The organism is Pyxidicoccus sp. M6, assembly GCF_055568925.1.
Genome location: NZ_CM145714.1, coordinates 13,278,950 through 13,297,438, shown reverse-complemented (window position 1 = coordinate 13,297,438; position 18,489 = coordinate 13,278,950). Strand labels below are relative to the sequence as shown.

The window sequence follows — 18,489 nt, the reverse complement described above, 5'->3', positions numbered from 1 at the left end:
GTCCCCCTGGCTGGCACCCGGGGCCGCCCGGTCGCCTCACGGACGAACGGGCAGGGGGCGCGAGCTTCGCCCGCCTTCAGTCACCGATGGCGAGCTCGTAGCATTCCTCGTCCGCTCCGCTGTTCTGGAGCGTGTCGAGACAGGCATCGATGGCGTCATCGAAGGCCTCCTGCTGCGCGGGGACACACGCCGCCACCGCCTGGAGGCACGCCACGTACTGCGTGATGAGCTCCAGCTCCTTGGCGTCGCACGCGGTGCTCAGCCCCGCATCACACGCGGCGCGGCTGAAGGCCAGCGGCTCCTGGTTCTCGAAGGTGGGCTTGCAGCTACCCAGTCCATCGCGGATGGCGTCCACCACCTGCTCGATGTCCTCACAGGTCACGCCAGTCATGGCGTCACCCTGCGTCTGCTGCACCTCGTCCGTCGTCGTGCGGGGGGACTCCGAGCCACAACCCACCAGCAGCACCGCGAGCACCGCACCCAGGCATTGCGTCTTCGTCATGTGAAGGTCTCCTGCCGCATCAGCGGCAAGAAAAGGACGCACGCGGTGCCGGAACCCGGCCATGCGCCGGCTCAGAAGGCCACGCCGATGTTGGCGTGTACCTTGGTGTTGATGCCCCCGTAGTGCCAGCCAGGAGACTGGTTCAGGATTTCGCCGGCAAAGGCCGGCGCCGGGGTGCTGTACCACTCCGCGAAGGCGGTGGCGCCGAGCGAGGCCATGTAGTGCGAATACACGAACGTGTAGCCCGCCGTGGGCCCCACGCCCCGTCTCGGATAGTCCTCCTCCAGCTCGGCGTAGCCGGCCGCGCCCACCCAGAAGCCCGAAGGGGCCCGGCCGACGAGGAAGGCGCGGCCCGACAGCGTCAGCCCCAGCGCGGAGCGGTTGGTGAGGTACGGCGCGAGCGCGACGGAGAAGTGGCGTCCCAGGCCCTGCTCGAGCTCGATGCCGAAGGCCTCGCCGATGAACTCACCGCTCGGGAAGAGCGAGAGCGAGACGGTGCGGGTGGGCGGCGGCCCTCCCTTGAGGGACAGGGAGGCGGCGCTCACGGGCTCCAGGCTGTCCTCGGCCAGCGTCACCGTCTCGCCCTCCTTTAGGGAGACTTCACGGACATGCGCGGGGCCGTTCGCGTCCTTGCGCACCACGAGGTACCTCCCGGGCGGCAGCGCCAGCACGGCCTTGCGCTCACCGCGAGGCAGCTCCGTGACCTGACCTCCGCTGCCGGCCTGCAGCACCGTGAGCGGTCCGCGCTTCTGCTCCAGCTTCAGCAGGCTGTCCGCGGAGGCCACGCGGGTGAGCGCCACGTCCGCGCGGCCTCTCAGGTTGAGCTCGAAGCTGGGGTGCTGCGGGGAGATGCCCATGAGCACGGTGTCGCGCACGGTGCGCTCTCGCGCGTAGCTGAAGGCCTCCACCACGGAGACCTCGCCGTCTTCCGCCTGGTCCGCCGCGCCGCGCAGTCCGGCCACGAGGTGGTGCGTGAAGAAGGAGCCCTGCAGCGCCTCCGTCTCGTGCGCGTTCTCCCGTCCGGAGCTGGAGGCAATCAGCACGCTGCCCTCGCTGCGCACCACCATGGGCATGTAGACCTGGAAGGGCTGGGCCTCGGGCTTCAGCCCCTTGGTCTGCGTCCAGCCGCCGCCGCTGCACGCGTCGATGATGCCCAGCCGCACGGTGGCGGCCGGCGTGTCCACGCGCTTGCGCAGCTCCTCCAGCGCGAGCTCCCGGCCTCCGGGGTAGAGGAAGCTCGGGTCCGAGTGGCCCGAGTAGTAGAACAGGAGCAGCGTCTCGCCCGGCCTGCCCTGGAGCTCACGGATGCGCGCATCCAGCGCGGACAGCAGGGCCTCGGGCGTGGGGTCCAGGAGCAGCGTCACGTGCTCGGAGCGGAACTCGCCCACCTGGACCAGCACCTCCGCCATGCGCCGCGCGTCCTCGTGGGCGTAGCGCAGCGCGGGGCGGCCCGCCGCGGCGCCGTTGCTGCCCACCACCACCGCCATGCGCGCCGGTGCTCCCATTGCTTTCGTGCTCAGCAGGACCAGGAGCAGCACCCATGCCCACGGTGCACGGTGTGCCACGCCTCTCCGAATGCGTCTGTCCATGTCCTCGGTTCCTCCGCCCGTGCCGGCGCGCTTCAGGGCGCGGACTGCTTGGGCAGTTGAAGCTCCGTGACCCATACGTCCGGGGGCAGGTCGCGCCCACTCAATGCACGCCGCAGTGCCGGGGACGCGAGCGGCTCGCGGCTCAGCACCACGACGAGGTGCTCGCGCGCTCCCTCGGCGTCCACGGTCCAGCTCCGCGGCAGCAGCGCGCCGCCCTCCGGGAGCGTCCCCTCGTAGAGCGGCACGAAGTCGCCCTCGGGAGTGCGCGAGACCACCAGCACGTGGGGCTGGCCGGACGCGGAGACCTCCAGGCGCACGCTGTCTCCGGGGACGAGGAGGCGCTTGCCATCCCACGGCGACACGTCCTGCCCGTGGCGCACGTGCACGACCACCACGGGGACACCCTTCACTCCCACGTAGGGACGCGCGGCGTCTGGAGGGAGGGAAGTGGAGACCCCCCAAACCGTGAGCACCGCCAGGGCTCCGGCCACCGCCGCGCCGCTCCACATCCAGCGCCTGTTGCCCATCGACGGCAAGCGCTCCCCCGGCTCGCGAGCCCAGCGCCTGCCTCCCGTGAGCAGCGAGAGCCACCCTCGAGGCCGTGCCTCCAGCTCACGCGCCCACGGGGGCACGGGGCGTGGCCGGCCCAGGTGCTCCAGGTGGTCCGAGCACTCCGCGCAGCCGGCCACGTGCGCGCGCAGCGCCTCGGAGCCTTCGCTCCACTCCAGCCGGTCCAGCTCCAGGAACGAGGGGTGCTCGGCTCGGGGCTCCATCAGGACGCTCCTTTCAGCGCTGCCAGCCGCGCGTCGAAGCGGCTCAACAGCCGGCGCACGGTGCGCTCGGATATCTGGAGGACCTCGGCCAGCTCTGGCTGGGTGAGGCGGTCCACCCGGTGCAGGAGGACGGCCTCCAGCTCGTCCGAGGGGAGCTGGTCCATCAGCCAGGCCAGCGCGTCGCGCCCGGCGATTTCACGCTCCAGCGGGACGGACGTGGACAGCCGCCGCAGCGTGTCCTCACCGGGCAGCTCCGCGGCCGTGCGGTTGCGGCGCATCCGGTCGATGGCGAGCCGTGTGCTCGTGCGGTAGACCCAGGCCACCACACGGCGCGGGTCGGCATCCTGCAGCCGCGCCTGCCACAGCCGCACGAAGGTCTCCTGGGCCACGTCCTCCGCGTCGCCCGGATTCTTCAACATGCGGCCACACTTCTCCCGGATGCGGGGGAAGTACGCCGCGTAGGCCTCCTCGAGCTTCAACGCTCTCCTCCGGCACACGTCCCGCCCATGGGCGCCGTACGGGTCACCCTGGTGAGGACGCACCCCTCCCGAAAATCCGGCCACGGTTCATTCCGGGGGGCGCCGGAGTAACGCAATCCGGGAGCAGGTGTATCGGGGGGCGCTTCCTGCCCCCGGACGGGGCGGAGTCGGGAGGATGCGCGCGGGATGCTCCGTGGCTTCAGCCCACGTCCGGGCGTGGACCTGATGTGTGCTCAGCTCCGCGCGCTCACCCGGGGCCCCGGCATGGGCCCAGCGCCTACGTCCGGAGGCGCGACTTCGGCCACGTGCTCCCGTAACGCGCCGGCGTCGTTCCGACGATGCGCCGGAAGTGGCGATTCAGCTGGCTCTGGTCATAGAGCCCGACGCGCGGTGCGACCTCGGACGCTCGGACGCCGCTCTCGAGCAGCTCCTTCGCTCGCGCGATGCGCAGGTGCGTGAGGTACGAGTGCGGCGGCATCCCAATCTGGGCGCGGAACGCGCGGCAGAGATGGAACTTGTCCAGGCCGGAGTAGAGCGCGAGGTCCTCGAGCGTAATCGCGTCGTCCAGGCGCTCGCGGAGGTACTCCATCGCCCGGCGCACCGGCCGCGTGTGGTCCGGCAGGGCGCTCTTCAAGACCGTGAACGCCGCGATGGCTTCGGTCACCGCGACCTCGAGCGAGAGGCGATCCGCGCCGGCGGCGACCGCATCGTGAAGGCGATGGAAGGGAAGGCCGCGTTCGTCTCCGGGCGTGAGCTGCGGATACGCGACGACCTTGCCCTCGTCGCGGACGCGCTCGAAGTCGCTCGCGGGCAGCAGGATGAGCTGGACCGTAACAGGCCCGTCGTGCGCGACGTCGCGATGCACGTCGCCCGGCTGCTTCAGTTGAATCGAGCCGGGCCCGCCGTTCCACACCTTGCCCTGCGCCCACCACTCGCTGCGCCCGTGCTCGATGCGCGCGACGGCGTGGTGCTCCTTCATGCCGACGTGGAGCTCATCGGTCTTCCAGCGCAGGACTCGCAGGCCGGGGAGCGAAACCGGGACCACACCGTCGATGGACATCCTCCCAGCGTAGCGCGCCGCGGTGGCTCGGGCTTGGGCATTCTTGGCGGGGATTTCCGCCAAGAAAATCCAAGTCCGCCGCATTCTGGCTCCGTAAACCCTTGGGCATGCACGACAAACAAGTCGCCCTCATCACCGGGGCAAACAAGGGTATCGGCCTTCAAATCGCCAAGGACCTCGCCGCACGCGGCTTCACCGTGCTCGTCGGAACGCGCGACCTCGACCGTGGCGAGGCGGCGGCGAGGACCATCGCCGGTGACGCCCGTGCGCTCGCACTCGACGTCACGGACGCGAAGTCCATCGCCGCCGCGGCGGAGCGCATCCGGAGCGAGCTCGGTCGCCTCGACGTGCTCGTGAACAACGCGGGAATCTCTCATGCGGGCAAGCCGGGCCGTCCGCTCGCGGACATCGCGAAGGCAGGCCGTGTGAGCGTCGCGTCTCTCGACGAGTTCCGCGCGGTGTTCGAGACGAACGTGTTCGGTGTCATCGCCGTCACGCAAGCGATGCTCCCGCTCCTCCGTGAAGCGCCGGCGGGACGCATCGTCAACGTCTCGAGCAGCACCGGCTCGCTCGCGTTGATCGCGGACCCGAAGACCCCGTACCGCACGATGTTCGGGACGTACTCCACGTCGAAGGTGGCCCTCAACGCCATCACGCTCGCCTTCGCCCTGGACCTCGAGTCGACCCGCATCAAGGTGAACGCCGTGTGCCCGGGCTTCACCGCCACGGACCTCAACAACTTCGAGGGCACGCGCAGCGTCGAGGAGGCCGCGCGAGAGCCCGTGCGCGTCGCGCTCCTCGGCCCGGACGGCCCCTCGGGCACGTTCGCGAACGAGGAGGGCGTCATCCCGTGGTGACGCGGGCGGGCTGACCCGGCCCGCACGTCGGGCACACCGCGGCGGCGGACGGGACGGCCGTGAAAGCGGCGAAGAAGCCGAGCGTGTCCGGCCGCCTGGAACGCGAACGGGACGCCGCGAGCCTTTCGCGGCGTCCCGTCCTCACTGCGCGAGCCCTGGCTCAGTTGTCGACGCTGATGTTGAAGCTCTGCACGGTGGCGTTGCCCACGCCGTCGCTCATCCAGACGTCGATGGTGTGCAGCCCGTCGAGCAGCTCATGGGTGTCGAGCTCGGCGGTCCACGTGCCATCCGACTGGAGCGTGCCGGCGCGGATGCCGGAGCGGTCGCGGCTGAAGCCCACGTTGGTCACCGGCCCGAAGTTGTCGGTGATGCGGGCGCGCAGCGTAATCGTGCCGCTGACGGTGCTGCCCGCCGTGGGGCTGAGCAGCGTGGCCTGGGGCGGCGCCACGTCGTAGTTCACCCGGCGCGTCGTGGTGGTGGTGACGCCCGTCTCGCTCGTCACGGTGATGTTCAGCGTGTTGACGCCGGGCAGCAGCGCGGCCGTCGTGTCAATCTGTCCGCCGCCGCGAGGCAGCGACATCACCGGCCCGCCGTTGATGCGCACGGTGGTGGCGGAGATGGTCTGCACGATGACGCCATAGCTGAGCTCGCTGTTCGGCAGCGGCCCGTAGAGCTGGTTGTCCGCGAAGGTGGTGCTCACCACCGGCGTGCCGGGGTCCACCCAGACGATGATGAACTTCTCGGTGACGTTGCCCGCGCTGTCCGTGGCGCGCACCATGATGCCCTGGTCGCCGTAGTTCAGCGGCACGCTGTGGGTGACGGTGCCGTTGCCGAACTCGAGCAGCGACACGTTGGCCCACTGCGTCTCCACGCGCACCGGCGTCTGGTCCTGCACCGACGACGTCACCGCCACAATCGACTGGCCGATGGACGCGCCGTCCGCGGGCGACTGGATGGTGAGCACGGGCGCCACGCGGTCCACCGTGAGGTTGACCTGCTTCGTCGTCACGCCGCCGAAGGTGTCGCGCGCGGTCATCTGGATGATGTTCGGCCCTTCCGACAGGACGATGGAGGTGTAGATGAGGCCGCCGTTGCCCGGCGTGAGGACGATGGGCTCGCCGCCATTCACGATGAAGGCCGCGTAGTTGACGTAGGCACCGGGAGCGCGCGGCGTCGCGTAGCCCCAGATGTCCAGGTTCGTCTCGCGCGTGAAGGCCGGCGGGTTGCCGATGGTCACCATCGGCGTGTCATGCGGGAACGGGTCGATGATGAGCGTGCGCGAGTCCGTGCTGCCCAGCAGGTTGGCCAGCGGCGACGGCAGCTCCACGCCGGAGTACACCGCGCGGTAGTCCTGCGCGCCCGTCACCGTCCACGTGTCCACCGCGGGCACCCACGGCGTGGTGAAGAGGCCATCACCGTCCGCGTCCGCGTCCGCGCCCACCGGCACGCCCGCGACGTAGAAGGTGACGACGCCACGGCCCGGGCCCACGATGGGGGCGCCCGCGTCCGTCACGCGCGCGGACAGCGTGCCGCCCGTGCCGATGATGATGTGCGAGTTGGCGGCGGGCGTCTGGATGGCGGTGACGGTGGGGCGGCCCGTCACGGGAGGCAGCGGCGGGGTGTACGCGTTGACGCGCGCCGAGCCCGACACGCCCGGGGCGCCGACCGAGGTCGCGATGAGGGTGAACTCGGAGGTGAGCGCGGGGAACAGGTTCGGCGGCGCGGTGACGGTGATGCTGACGGTGCCCTCGTCACCGGCGGCGAGGAACAGCGTGGGCTGGCTCACCACCGCGGACCAGCCGGGCAGGCCGCCCGGGACGCTCAGCGTGTACGAGTCCGCCTGGTAGCCGTGGTTCTTCACGCGGAAGGTGAAGACCGCCGTCTGCGGCGCGTTGTGGTCGATGAGCAGCTCCTTCTTGTCCGAGCCCACCACGGTGACCTTCACGCTGAAGTCGCCGAAGCAGGACAGGCCGAGGGCCGCGAAGGTGGTGGGGATGTCGACGCTGGCGGTGCCGCTGCCCCAGCTCCCGTTCGCCGCCTGGCGCGTCTTCAGCCACTCAATCGCGCTGCGCAGGCGCGGGTCCGTGGCGGGCTCGCGGCCGGCGAGGCACAGGCCGTAGATGGCGCTGCCGGTGGCGAAGTCGTTGGCGGCCTCGTTGGCCAGGTTGCCCCAGCCCGGGATTCCGGCGGTGGACTGGCGGGCGATGAGGCGGTCCGCCAGGGTGTTGATGGCGGTGGTGTTCGCGCCGCCGGGGCCGGGGCCCGCGGCCTTCAGGCCCACAATCGCCCACGCCATCTGGAACGTGTACGGCATGCCGTCGCCGGGGGCGGAGGTGTCGTTGTTGTTGAGGTTGGCGCGCAGGTAGGCGGCGGCGTTGTCCAGGGCGGTCTGGTACTGCGCGGCCTTCGCCGGGTCCACGCGCTGCTTCGCCTGGGCGATGCCCGTCATGATGCGCGCCGTGGTGGGCACGCTCCCGTGGTCCACCGGGAAGTTGGCGTGGTCCGACGGCCACCGGTTGGCCGACTGCGCCGTCAGCGCCCAGTTGGCCGCGGCGACGAGCGACGCGCTGTACTGCGTGGAGACGTTCTGGTCGTACCCGGCCAGGCCGAAGGTGGAGAAGGACGTCTTCTCGTAGCGGAAGTTCACGCCCTCGTGAATCCACGAGCCGTTGGCCAGCTGGTCGTTCTTGATGCGCAGGGCGAGGGCGGACAGGTTGGCCGCGTTCGTCTGCCCGTTGGCGGCGACGAAGTTCATGTCGTAGCCGTTGGCCTTGGCGCTGGACATGCCGAACACCACGGCGCCCTGCCGGTGGCAGGCCACGCAGCCGTTGGCGTTGGTCCAGTTGACGACGTCCGCGCTGAGGAAGTTGATGGCGCGCTGCGTGGCCTGCGTGTTGGTCTGCGTCTGGGCGGACGCGGGGAGGGCGAGGACGGACACCGCCAGCGCCACCAGCCCGAGCAGGCCGGTGCGGCGCGGCGCGGGCCGCTGTGAGGGATTGGGATGCATGGACTCTCCAGGGCAACAGCGGGTGTCAGGAATTGACCCCCACGCGCCAATCCTCAGGAGCGGTCTCGAGACGTAGGACGGCCCTCGCGGAGGGAGCAGTGGCTCTCCCTCCGACGGGTGCTGTCTCCACGAGATGGAAGGACTTCCCCCTCAGTCAGCGCGTACTGATGGAATACTCCAGTTAAACCGGAAGTGTCCAGTAGCCGCGTTTCGGACACCTCCCTGGTTGCTCAGGGGTTTAATTGACCCCTCGGTATTCCGATACGCGCCCGTGACAGTGATTGAGTTGCAGTGGCAGCGGGGTGGGGTGTTTTCAGCCCCCGACGATGTCGAGCTGCTGGCCGACGCCGCGCTTGAGGGCGACGTCGTAGAGGGCGCGGGCGAGGGCCACGTCCTGGAGCGCGAGGCCGGTGGAGTCGAAGACGGTGATTTCGTCACCGGAGCGCCCGCGCTTCTTGCCGGCGACGACTTCGCCGAGGGTGCCGGCAATCTGCTCCTCCTTGAAGAGGCCGTCGTGGAGGGGGACGTTGACCTCGCCGGAGTGGGTGGCCTGCTCGGTGTCGTCGATGTAGACGCGGCCGTCGGTGAGGATGCGCGGCTCCAGCTCCTGCTTGCCGGGGGCGTCGGCGCCCATGGCGTTGATGTGCGTGCCGGGGCGAATCCACTCGCGCTTCACGATGGGGCTGCGCACGGGCGTGGAGGTGCAGACGATGTCGGCGCCGCAGGCCTCCTGGAGGCTGACGATGCGGCCGCCCTTCTCGGCCTGGAGCGCCTTGGCGGCGGCCTCGGAGACGTCGGAGAGGAGCAATTCCAGCTCGCCGTAGATGGCGCGGTGGGCCTCGATGAAGACGCGGGCCTGCACGCCGCAGCCGACGAGGCCGAGGGTGCGCGGGCCCTTCTTCGCGAGGAACTTGGACGCGACACCGGCGGCGGCGCCGGTGCGCCACGCGGTGAGGAGCGTGCCGTCGAGGATGGCGAGGGGCGAGGCGGTGTCCGGGTCGCTGAGGATGTAGAGGGCGCGGACGGTGGGGAGGTTGTGCTTCTCGGGGTTGCGGGGATGGGCGTTGACCCACTTCACGCCCGCGGAGCCGTCGAGGAACGCGGGCATGGCGCGGAAGTCGCCGTCGTACTTGGGGAGGGAGAGGTAGACCTTGGGCGGCATGAGCGCCTCGCCGAGGCCGTGGGCGCGGAAGGCGCGCTCGACGGCGGTGAGGCCGAGCTCGACGGAGTAGAGGCTGCGCAGGTCCTTCGCGGTGAGGATGAGGGTGGGCATGGCGCGGCTATATAGCGTGTGAGCGCGAGGCTGGCGCCGGGAAGGAAGTTGTGACGTGGACCTGTCGACTTCACCGCTGTTCGAGCGGCTGAAAGACGCGCGGCATGTGCTCATCGCGGGAGCGGGCGGAGGCTTCGATGTGTTCAGCGGGCTGCCGCTGTACTTCCGGCTGCGCGAGCTGGGGAAGACGGTGTCGCTGGCGAACCTGAGCTTCACGCGACTGGAGCGGGTGGAGGGGCGCACGCTGGCGCCCGGACTGGTGGAGGTGGATGGCCACACCCAGGGGCCGGTGCACTACTTCCCGGAGGGGCTGCTGTCGGCGTGGTTCCTCGGCAGGGGCGAGCACGTGCCGGTGTACTGCTTCGCGCACATGGGCGTGGTGCCGCTGCGCGCGGCGTATGCGGCGCTGAAGGAGAAGCTGGGCTTCGACGCGGTGGTGCTGGTGGATGGCGGGACGGACATCCTGATGCGCGGGGATGAGATTGGCCTGGGCACGCCGGAGGAGGACCTCAGCAGTCTCACGGCGGTGGACGGGCTGGATGTGCGGGAGAAGCTGGTGGTGTGCCTGGGCTTCGGCGTGGATTTCCACCATGGCGTCTGCCACGCGCACTTCCTGGAGTCGGTGGCGGCGCTGAGCAAGCAGGGCGGGTACCTGGGCGTGACGGCGCTGCTGGAGCCGATGCGCGAGGTGGCGCTCTACAAGGAAGCGGTGGCGTACGTGTGCGAGCGGATGCCTCGCGCGCCGAGCATCGTGTCGCTGTCGGTGGTGACGGCGATTGAGGGCGAGTACGGGAACGTCCACCGCACGGTGCGCACCGAGGGCAGCACGCTTTGGATAAACCCGCTGATGAGCATGTACTGGGCGTTCGACCTCACGGCGCTCGCGCGGCGGTGCCTGTACCTGGACGTGCTGAAGGACACGCAGACGATGGTGGAGGTGTCCCAGCGCATCGAGGACTTCCGGAACCGGCTGCCCTCCGTGCGGCCGTGGAAGGACATTCCGGTGTGATTCGGGGTGGGGTGCCTTGCTCGGAAGGGGGTTGGGGACTACTGTGAACTGAGTAGAAATTGAGTAGGTTCTGAGTAGGCCCCGGTGTGCAAGGGAGTTATCGTCATGGCCCAGTCCGAACGCCTTCAGGCGACGCTGCCTGCTCCGGCGATGGAGCAACTCCAGCGCCTCCGTGAGGAGCTGGGGCTCGATACGAGTGCCGTGGTGCAGGAGGCCATCGACCTGTTCGCCAAGGCCGTGCTGGAGGCGCGGAGGGGTTGTCGGCTTGCCTTCATGTCTCCGGCCCAGCCTTCCGTCATTCGTGAGTACAGCTCTCCCTCGCTCACCCGGCTGGAGTGGGCGGCACATTCGGGGAAGGAGCAGATCGTCCTCCCGGACGAAGACTTCGATAGGCTCGCGGCGTCGCTGGAGGCACCCGCGAAGCCTGCCCCCGCGCTTCGGGAGCTGTCGCACCGTCGACGGCGTGAAAGACCCTAGAGGTCCTTTGTAAGGAGAGGATGTAATAAGTAGGGGATGCGACCTGACGCACCTCCTCTTGGAATCAGAGGCGCTCAACCGCTTCTTCCGCCAGGAGGCGGGGCAGAACCAGCGAGGGGACGTCAGCCGCACGTGGGTGCTTCGCAGAAGCGCGGATGACGACCCGATGCTTCCTCGCGTGTTGGGCTACTACACGCTCACGGTGGGAGAGGTTCAGCGGAGCTCGGCTCCTCCCGAAGTCACGAAGCGCCTTCCTCTCTATCCGCTGCCCGTCGTCATCATCGGACGCCTGGCGCGCGACGTTCGTGTGAAGGGCCTGGGGGTCGGTGTGGCGCTGCTCGACGACGCGCACCGGCGTGCGCTTCATGTCAACGCGCAGGTGGGCGTGGTGTTCGTCATCGTGGATGCGAAGGACGCGAAGGCCGCCAGCTTCTATGCGCATCATGGCTACAGGCCGCTGATGGCATCCGTGCCCGAGGGCCAGGAGTGGCCTCGCCGGATGTACCTGCGGATGAAGGACCTTCGGGCGGCGTTCGCGGAGGATGCTTGAGCGGAACCGCGGTAGGTACGCCCACGGTTGGGCGAGACGAGGGCGCTTCGGTACGCTCCCGATGGGAGGGACTGGCCACCCGTGAGCGAGCGATACGAAGCCGAGCTGCGTCATGCGCTCGCGGAGGGCGTGCTGTCCCGCGAGGATGCGGACGCGCTGCGCGCGGAGGCCGCGCGTCGGGGCATCGGCCCGCTGGAGTTGCTGCGCGAGCAGGGGCGGCTCTCCGAGGACTCGCTCATCGCGCTGCGCCGTGAGGCCCTGGCGGACGACACGCTTCATCCAGCTACCACCGCGCATCCCGCACCTCATGTCGAAGGCGCGGCGGATCTTCGGGCCAGCGACACGCTTCAACCTGTTGCCGCGGTCCAGCCCCCGGCGCCGCAGGCTCGCACCGCGGATCCGCGCTCTGACGACGCGTCGCCGGACCCTGCGGATTCCCCTCCCGAGCTCCCGCCCCGAGCCACGACCGACCGCGAACCGGATATCGCGCCGGCACCGTCACCCTCTGTCCCCCGCGCCGACGAGCCCGCGTTCCCCATTCCAGGCTGGGACCGTTACCAACCGGTGCGTTTCCTCGGACAGGGCGGCATGGGGCGCGTGTTCCTCGCGTGGGACCCACGCCTGCGCCGGCAGGTCGCGCTCAAGTTCGTCCGTGACGACGACGCCGAGCTCGCCCGCCGCTTCGTCTCCGAGGCCCGTGCCCAGGCTCGCGTGGACCATCCGCACGTCTGCCGCGTTTATGAAGTCGGCGAAGTCCAGGGCCGCGTCTTCATCGCCATGCAGTACGTGGACGGCCAGCCCCTCAATGCGCTCGTGGACGCGCTCACCGTGGAGCAGAAGGCCATGCTCCTCCGCGAAGCCGCCGAGGGCGTCCACGCCGCCCACCGCGCGGGGCTCGTCCACCGCGACATCAAGCCGTCCAACATCCTCGTCGAGCGCACTCCGGAAGGCGGCCTGAAGCCCTACGTCATGGACTTCGGCCTCGCTCGCGACTGGAAGGAGGGCGTCACCGCCACCGGCACGGTGCTCGGCACGCCGCACTACATGTCCCCCGAGCAGGCCCGGGGCGAAGTCACGCGGTTGGACCGGCGCGCAGATGTGTACAGCCTCGGCGCCACCCTGTACGCGCTCCTCACCGGACAATCCCCTGTCCCCGGTGACAACGGATTGGAGGTGCTCAGCAACATCGCCACCGCGGAGCCCCGGCCTCCGCGCGCCATTGACGAGGACATCCCCGCGGACCTGGAGGCCATCACCCTCAAGTGTCTGGAGAAGGACCGCTCTGCTCGCTATGGCTCCGCGCGCGAGCTGGCCGAGGACCTGGGCCGCTTCCTCGACGGCGCCCCCGTCCTCGCCCGCACCGGCCCCGGCTACCGTGCGCGCAAGTGGCTGCGCCGGCACCGCCGCGCCGTGGCCACCGCGTCCGTCGCGCTGCTCGCCGTGTCCTTCGGCCTGGGCCAGGCCGTGCTCGCCCGCCGCGAAGTCTCGCAACGCGAGGCCCTGGCCCGCCGCTTCACCGAGGGCGTCGAGCGAATCGAAGCACAGGCCCGCTACTCCGGCACCGCGCCGCTGCACGACACCCGCGCGGACCGCGAGGCCCTGCGCGCGCGCATGCGCGACATCGAGTCCGCGATGCGCGACGCGGGCCCCGTGGCGGAAGGGCCGGGACACTACGCGCTGGGGCGCGGCTTCCTCGCGCTCGGAGACGAGCCCCGCGCTCGTGAGCACCTGGAGGCCGCGTGGAAGCTCGGCTACCAGGAGCCTCGCGTGGCGTACGCGCTGGCGCTGGTGCTCGGCCATCTCTACCAGGAGCAACGACTGGAGGCGGAGCGACTGCGGGACACCGCGCAGCGTGAGGCCCGACTGCGTGAAGTGGCGGCCCGCTATCGCGCACCCACGCTGGACTATCTGCGCCGCAGCGAGGGCGCGGAGGTGCCTGCCCCCGAGTACGTCACCGCCCTGCGCGCCTTCCACGAGGACCGCACCGACGAGGCGCTCGCGAAGCTGGATGCGCTCGGCACGCGGCTGCCGTGGTTCCATGAGGCACCCCTGCTGCGCGGAGACATCCACCTCGCGCGCGCCGCGCGGCGCTGGAACTCGGGGGACCGCGAGGGCGCACGCGCGGATTTCGATGCCGGTCGCAAGGCCTACGCAGAGGCCGCGGACATCGGCCGCAGCGTGCCCTCCGTGCATCGCGCCCTGGCGCAGCTCGAGTACGAGGCCCTCATCATGGAGGTCTACGGACAGGGTGACGTGCTGCCTCCCTTCACGCGCGGAGTCGAGGCGACCGGCCGAGCGCTCACGGCGGCCCGTGACGACATGATGAGCCACGTGCTGCGGGCCGCGTTCCACCGTCGCCTCGCGGAGCACCGCTCCCGGCAGGGCGGCGAGGTGGAGCCCCTGCTGGACGAGGCCCGGGCGTCGGCGCGTGAGGCCATGGCGCTCGCGCCCTCGGAGCCGAGAGCGCTGGCGGAGCTGGCGCTGGCCTCGTGGCAGCGTGCCAACCATCTCCAGGAGCAGGGCCAGGACGTGCGCGAGCTGCTCCGCGAGTCCGCCGCCACCTTCGAGCGCATCCCCACCGAGGCCCGCGACTGCGACTTCCACCTCAACCTCGGGCTCGTCTTCAAGGTGTGGGCCGACTCCGAGGACGGCCTGGGCGGCGATGCCCTGCCGTACCGGGACCGCAGCGTCGAGTCCTTCCGCACCGCCGTGGAGGTGGACTCCCGCCGGGCCGACGCGTGGACCAACCTGGGGCAGGCCTACGTGTCACGGGCCTCGCATCCCCGCGCGAAGGACGCGGACGGCGACCTGGCGCGCGCGGCCGAGGCGATGGAGCACGCGTGCACCCTCAACCCCAGCCTCGTCGCGTCCTGGTTCTACGCGGGTGAGGTGTACGAGGCGCGAGCTCGCCGCCTGCGCGACTCGGGAAAGGACGCGGGGCCGGAGTGGACGCGAGCCCTGGAGGCCTACCGCCGGGGAGTGTCCATCAACGCGAAGCTGCCGCCCCTGCACAACGGCGTGGGCACCGTCCTCCTCGAGCAGGCGAAGGAGGCGTGGGACCGCGGCGACGACGCCGGGCCCCTCCTGCGCCAGGCGGCGGAGGCCTTCGAGCAGGCCATCACCGTGGCCCCCACGCAGGGCTTCGCGCACAACAACCTCGGCGAGCTTCACGCGTGGCACGCGGACGTCCTCCTCGGAAGCGCGGAGTCCCCGCTGCCGAGCGTGCGCGCCGCGGAGGCCGCGCTCCAGCGGGCCGTGGCGCTGCTGCCGGACGTGCCGCAGCCGTGGATGTGGCTGGGCTCGGTGCGCAGGGTGGAGGCCGCGGACGCACTGCTGCACGGGCAGGACGCGACACGCTCCCTGAGGCAGGCCACGGAGGCACTGCGCCGCGCGCTCCAGCTCAACCCCGCGTTGGCGCAGGCGTGGCTGCTCCTCGGTGAGACGCAGGCGGTGGAGGCGCGCTGGCATGCGCGCAACGGCGAGGGCCGCGACGAGGACTTCGACGCCGCGGCCCAATCCTTCCAGAAGGCGCTGGACCTGGAGCCCGCGCGCCCGGAGGCCCGCGCCGCCTTCGCGCGCTTCTGTCTCACGTGGAGCGCGTGGCGCTCGCAGTCCCACCTGGACGCCACGCCCGTGCTGGAGCGGGGGCTGACGCTGGCGGAGGCGGCGGTGGCGGCGCGGCCCGCATGGGCGGAGGCGCTCGCGATTCGCGCCGCCCTGCTGTCCGCGCGGGTGATGCAACCCGGACCGCCCGAGTCTCGTCAGGAGCAGTGGCGCGCGGCGCGGGACGAGCTGGCGCGCGTCCTCGCGAGCGACGACGCACGGAAGCGGGCCCTGGTCCGCGAGCAGGCCCGCCTGGTGCCCGCTACTGGTTACCGACGACGCTGATGTTGCCCTTGATGGTGTCGATGATGGAGGTGCCGCCGTCGGCCTGGAGCGAGACGCCCTTGCACCCGCTCGAGCAGTCGCCCCCGTCGCCTCCGTCCTTCTGCCTGCAGACGCCGAGCGTGTAGCGCTGGTCCGAGCTCAGCTTGGGGACGTCCGTGGGACCCGACGAGGCGGCCAGGGCCATGGGGGTGATGGCGTTCGCGCCAATGGAGTCGACGATGACGAGGCAGAGCGGGTAGCTCAGCGCGTTCGTCACGGTCAACTTGCCGGTGGAGCACAGCAGCCACTCCGACCTGGGCGGCGGGTCGAACTTCTTGCCCGCGTCTTCAGGGTCCACATCAATCGAAAGGTCGTTCGTGCAGTTCGAGTCGGACCGGATTCCGGCGTCCGGGGACTCCATCGTGACGGTCTCCGGCTCAACCGGTGCCGAGCCCTTCGAGCGCGTCGCGCAGGCCACTCCCCAGACCACGGCCACCACAGCCACAACGGCGAATCGCTTGTGCATGGTGCTGCTCCCTCCCTTTGGATGACGAGCCACCAGCGTACAGGGCTCCGTGTGAGTCCTAAGCGAAAGTCGTGCCGTCCACGCACCAGATGGTTCGTTGAATGCGCGGAGGACGGAGGCTAGGGAAGGGCATGGCCTCATCCCTGGAACGGACCTTCAACTGTCCCGTCGAGCTGGCGCTGGAGGTGCTCGGCGGCAAGTGGAAGGTGGTGATGCTCGCGCGGCTGAAGGAAGGGCCGCTGCGGTACGCGGAGCTGCGGCGGCTGGTGCCGCGCATGAGCGAGAAGATGCTCACCCAGCGGCTGCGCGAACTGGAGGAGCAGGGGCTCATCCGGCGCGTCACGCGGCCCGGCGCGGCGAAGCAGGCCGTCTACGCCCTGACACCCAGGGGCGAGTCCGCGCGGCCCACGCTCCAGGCGCTCTACGACTGGGGCGTGCGCATCGCGGATGAGGTCGGAGCCCGAATCGAAACCCCGAAGCCCGCACAGCGAAGGAACACCGCATGATTGTCGAGTACATCCGCTACACGATTCCCGAGTCCGAAGCGGAGGCGTTCATCGCCAGCTACACCCGCGCGCAGGACGCGCTCCGAGCATCGACCCACTGTCACGGCTGGGAGCTGTCGCGCTGCACGGAGGACGCGACGCGCTTCATCCTCCGCATCCAGTGGGACTCCGCCGAGGGCCACCTGCAGGGATTCCGCAAGAGCCCCGAGTTCGCGCGCTTCTTCGCGGAGATTCGCCCCTATGTCGGCCGCATCGAGGAGATGCGCCACTACGCGCTCACCCCTGTCGCGGGCACGAAGCGCTGAGGGGCCTCACGCGTTGCGCGGCGTGAGGCCCAGCTCCTTCAATCGCCGTCCCAGCGCGCGGCGGGACACCTCGAGCTTGCGCACCATCGCATCCAGGTCTCCGTCGCACTCCTGGAAGCAGCGGGTGATTTCCTCCGTGCTCAAGTCGCCCGCGGTGCGCAGGTTGGGGCTCTTCTCGATGAGGTCATAGAGCGAGGGCCGCGCGATGCCGAGCGCCTCCGCCGTGGCCTTGAGGTCCCAGTCGTTCTCCCGCAGCGCGGCGAGCAATTCCTGCTCCGTGAGCTGCGAGGCCTTCCGCCGTGGCGCGGCCTTCTCGTCTCCGGCGGGAGACGGCTCTGAAGTGACGGACGCCGCCGTCGTTGCCTGGCCACGCATCGATGAGGCCGCGGACACGACATTGACCGGAGCCTTCCTCGCCGCGGCCTCCAGCTCGTGTTCCAGCCGAGGCTCCACCAGCAACCGAGGCTGACCCCGGCTGCCGATGACGAGCTGCCTCGCCAGGTTGCGAAGCTGGCGGATGTTGCCGGGCCACGCGAAGCGCACCAGTCGCACCGCGAGCGGCGCGGGCAGCCACGGCTCCGCGTACGCATCGTCGTTGTCCAGGCGTCCTGCTTCGCCAATCGCCTCCAGTTCCTCGCGGGCGAAGTGTAGGAAGAGCCGGCCGATGTCCTCGCGCCGCTCGCGCAGCGGAGGCACGTGGATGTCATAGCCCGCGAGCCGGTGCATCAGCGGCGCCTTGAAGCGCCCGTCGCGAATCTGCTCCTCCAGGTTCGCATCCGTCGCCGCGAGCAGGCGCACGTCCACGGTGATGGGCGCGCTGCCGCCCACGGGGTACAGCTCGCCCGTCTCCAGCACGCGCAGCAGCATGACCTGCACCTCGGGCGGGGCCTCGCCCACCTCGTCGAGGAACAGCGTGCCGCCGTGCGCGGCGCGGAAGAAGCCCTCGCGTCCCTGCGTGGCGCCCGTGTACGCGCCCTTCTGCGTGCCGAACAGCTCGGCGGCGGCGAGCTCCTTGGGGATGGCGCCGAGGTTGACGCTGAGGAACGTCCCGTCGCGGCGCCGGCTGCGCTGGTGGATGGCCTGGGCCACGCGCTCCTTGCCCGTGCCCGTCTCGCCGCGAATCAGCACCGGCACGTCCAGGTCCGCCACTCGCTCGATGTGGCGGCGCAGGCGGCGCACGCCGGTGCTCTCGCCCACCATGCCCAGGGTGTCGGCGGACGGCGACTCCTCCGCGAGGTCCGTCAGGTGCAGCAGCACCACCACGCGCCCGCCCAGTTCCAACGGCACGCCGTCCGCGAGCTCCTCGGGCGCCAGCTCCCACGTCCCCTGCATCGGAGTGCCGGCGATGCTCACCTGCGTGCCGCCATCGCTGTTGCTCAGCCGCACGCGGCCGGGTGCCGTGCCGGGCGAGAAGTGCAGCGGCTTGCGGCTGATGAACGGGTCCAGCAGCGGCTCGCCGAGCGCGGAGCCGGGGCGCGTGAAGTCCGGCCCGTTGCGCGACAGGGCCACCTCGCGGCCTGCGCTGACGGCATCGAGCAGCACCCGCTCCCCGACACGCCGGGACAGCGGATGGGAGACGACGGTCAGCGCCGGGACGGTGCGGGACTCCTGGGGGCCGCCACTCCGTTTCGGGATGGCGGCGGTGGAGACGTCTGCGAGTGAGCGGGACATGCGGGGCCTCCGGCGGTGCTTCCCGGGCCAGTCGGATT

16 protein-coding genes are annotated in these 18,489 nt (G+C 70.6%); 7 read left to right on the top strand and 9 right to left on the bottom strand.

Annotated elements, in window-relative coordinates; translation table 11 throughout:
* Positions 1-76 precede the first annotated feature (76 nt).
* The 5 genes from ACVTJA_RS52680 to ACVTJA_RS52660 form a co-directional block, all read right to left on the bottom strand.
* Positions 77-502 carry a hypothetical protein gene (locus tag ACVTJA_RS52680; RefSeq protein WP_465832548.1) on the bottom strand — a complete coding sequence of 142 codons (426 nt, stop codon included), beginning with the start codon at positions 500-502 and terminating at the stop codon, positions 77-79.
* Positions 503-573: 71 nt separating this feature from the next.
* Positions 574-2,007: a caspase family protein gene (locus tag ACVTJA_RS52675; protein WP_465832546.1), complete on the bottom strand. Its 1,434-nt coding sequence runs from the start codon at positions 2,005-2,007 to the stop codon at positions 574-576.
* A 116-nt stretch (positions 2,008-2,123) separates the two neighbouring features.
* Positions 2,124-2,864 (bottom strand): hypothetical protein, encoded by a 741-nt coding sequence (locus ACVTJA_RS52670; protein WP_465832544.1) that lies wholly within the window; start codon positions 2,862-2,864, stop codon positions 2,124-2,126.
* A complete protein-coding gene (locus ACVTJA_RS52665) occupies positions 2,864-3,343 on the bottom strand; it encodes an RNA polymerase sigma factor (RefSeq protein ID WP_465832543.1) in 480 nt (159 codons plus the stop codon). The genes ACVTJA_RS52670 and ACVTJA_RS52665 overlap by 1 nt, the downstream gene beginning before the upstream one ends.
* A gap of 277 nt (positions 3,344-3,620) precedes the next feature.
* Positions 3,621-4,403, bottom strand: a complete 783-nt coding sequence (locus ACVTJA_RS52660) for a helix-turn-helix domain-containing protein (RefSeq protein WP_465832541.1) — start codon at positions 4,401-4,403, stop codon at positions 3,621-3,623.
* A gap of 107 nt (positions 4,404-4,510) precedes the next feature.
* Between ACVTJA_RS52660 and ACVTJA_RS52655 the strand changes: the two genes are divergently transcribed.
* Complete coding sequence (locus ACVTJA_RS52655; protein WP_465832540.1) at positions 4,511-5,260, top strand: SDR family oxidoreductase; 750 nt, start codon at positions 4,511-4,513, stop codon at positions 5,258-5,260.
* Positions 5,261-5,420: 160 nt separating this feature from the next.
* Here the strand turns inward: ACVTJA_RS52655 and ACVTJA_RS52650 are convergent, their stop codons facing one another.
* Positions 5,421-8,267, bottom strand: coding sequence for an Ig-like domain-containing protein (locus ACVTJA_RS52650; protein ID WP_465832538.1), 2,847 nt, complete (start codon positions 8,265-8,267; stop codon positions 5,421-5,423).
* A 313-nt stretch (positions 8,268-8,580) separates the two neighbouring features.
* Positions 8,581-9,540: an ornithine cyclodeaminase family protein gene (locus tag ACVTJA_RS52645; RefSeq protein WP_465832536.1), complete on the bottom strand. Its 960-nt coding sequence runs from the start codon at positions 9,538-9,540 to the stop codon at positions 8,581-8,583.
* A gap of 55 nt (positions 9,541-9,595) precedes the next feature.
* On the opposite strand from ACVTJA_RS52645, the gene ACVTJA_RS52640 reads away from it, so the two are divergent.
* From ACVTJA_RS52640 to ACVTJA_RS52625, 4 genes are all read left to right on the top strand, one after another.
* Positions 9,596-10,549, top strand: coding sequence for a DUF1152 domain-containing protein (locus tag ACVTJA_RS52640; RefSeq protein ID WP_465832535.1), 954 nt, complete (start codon positions 9,596-9,598; stop codon positions 10,547-10,549).
* Positions 10,550-10,654: 105 nt separating this feature from the next.
* Entirely contained in the window at positions 10,655-11,026 is a 372-nt protein-coding gene (locus tag ACVTJA_RS52635) for a hypothetical protein (RefSeq protein ID WP_465832534.1), read from the top strand.
* 58 nt (positions 11,027-11,084) lie between these two features.
* Positions 11,085-11,576 carry a hypothetical protein gene (locus ACVTJA_RS52630; protein WP_465832532.1) on the top strand — a complete coding sequence of 164 codons (492 nt, stop codon included), beginning with the start codon at positions 11,085-11,087 and terminating at the stop codon, positions 11,574-11,576.
* An 81-nt stretch (positions 11,577-11,657) separates the two neighbouring features.
* Positions 11,658-15,464 (top strand): protein kinase domain-containing protein, encoded by a 3,807-nt coding sequence (locus ACVTJA_RS52625; RefSeq protein WP_465832531.1) that lies wholly within the window; start codon positions 11,658-11,660, stop codon positions 15,462-15,464.
* Here the strand turns inward: ACVTJA_RS52625 and ACVTJA_RS52620 are convergent.
* Positions 15,442-15,969 carry a hypothetical protein gene (locus ACVTJA_RS52620; protein WP_465832530.1) on the bottom strand — a complete coding sequence of 176 codons (528 nt, stop codon included), beginning with the start codon at positions 15,967-15,969 and terminating at the stop codon, positions 15,442-15,444. The genes ACVTJA_RS52625 and ACVTJA_RS52620 overlap by 23 nt on opposite strands.
* A gap of 131 nt (positions 15,970-16,100) precedes the next feature.
* On the opposite strand from ACVTJA_RS52620, the gene ACVTJA_RS52615 reads away from it, so the two are divergent.
* Positions 16,101-16,475, top strand: a complete 375-nt coding sequence (locus ACVTJA_RS52615; protein WP_465832529.1) for a winged helix-turn-helix transcriptional regulator — start codon at positions 16,101-16,103, stop codon at positions 16,473-16,475.
* Entirely contained in the window at positions 16,472-16,780 is a 309-nt protein-coding gene (locus ACVTJA_RS52610; RefSeq protein WP_465832528.1) for a putative quinol monooxygenase, read from the top strand. Before ACVTJA_RS52615 ends, ACVTJA_RS52610 begins: the two co-directional genes overlap by 4 nt.
* A 6-nt stretch (positions 16,781-16,786) precedes the next feature.
* On the opposite strand, the gene ACVTJA_RS52605 is transcribed toward ACVTJA_RS52610, so the two are convergent.
* Positions 16,787-18,451 carry a sigma 54-interacting transcriptional regulator gene (locus ACVTJA_RS52605; RefSeq protein WP_465832527.1) on the bottom strand — a complete coding sequence of 555 codons (1,665 nt, stop codon included), beginning with the start codon at positions 18,449-18,451 and terminating at the stop codon, positions 16,787-16,789.
* Positions 18,452-18,489: the final 38 nt, after the last annotated feature.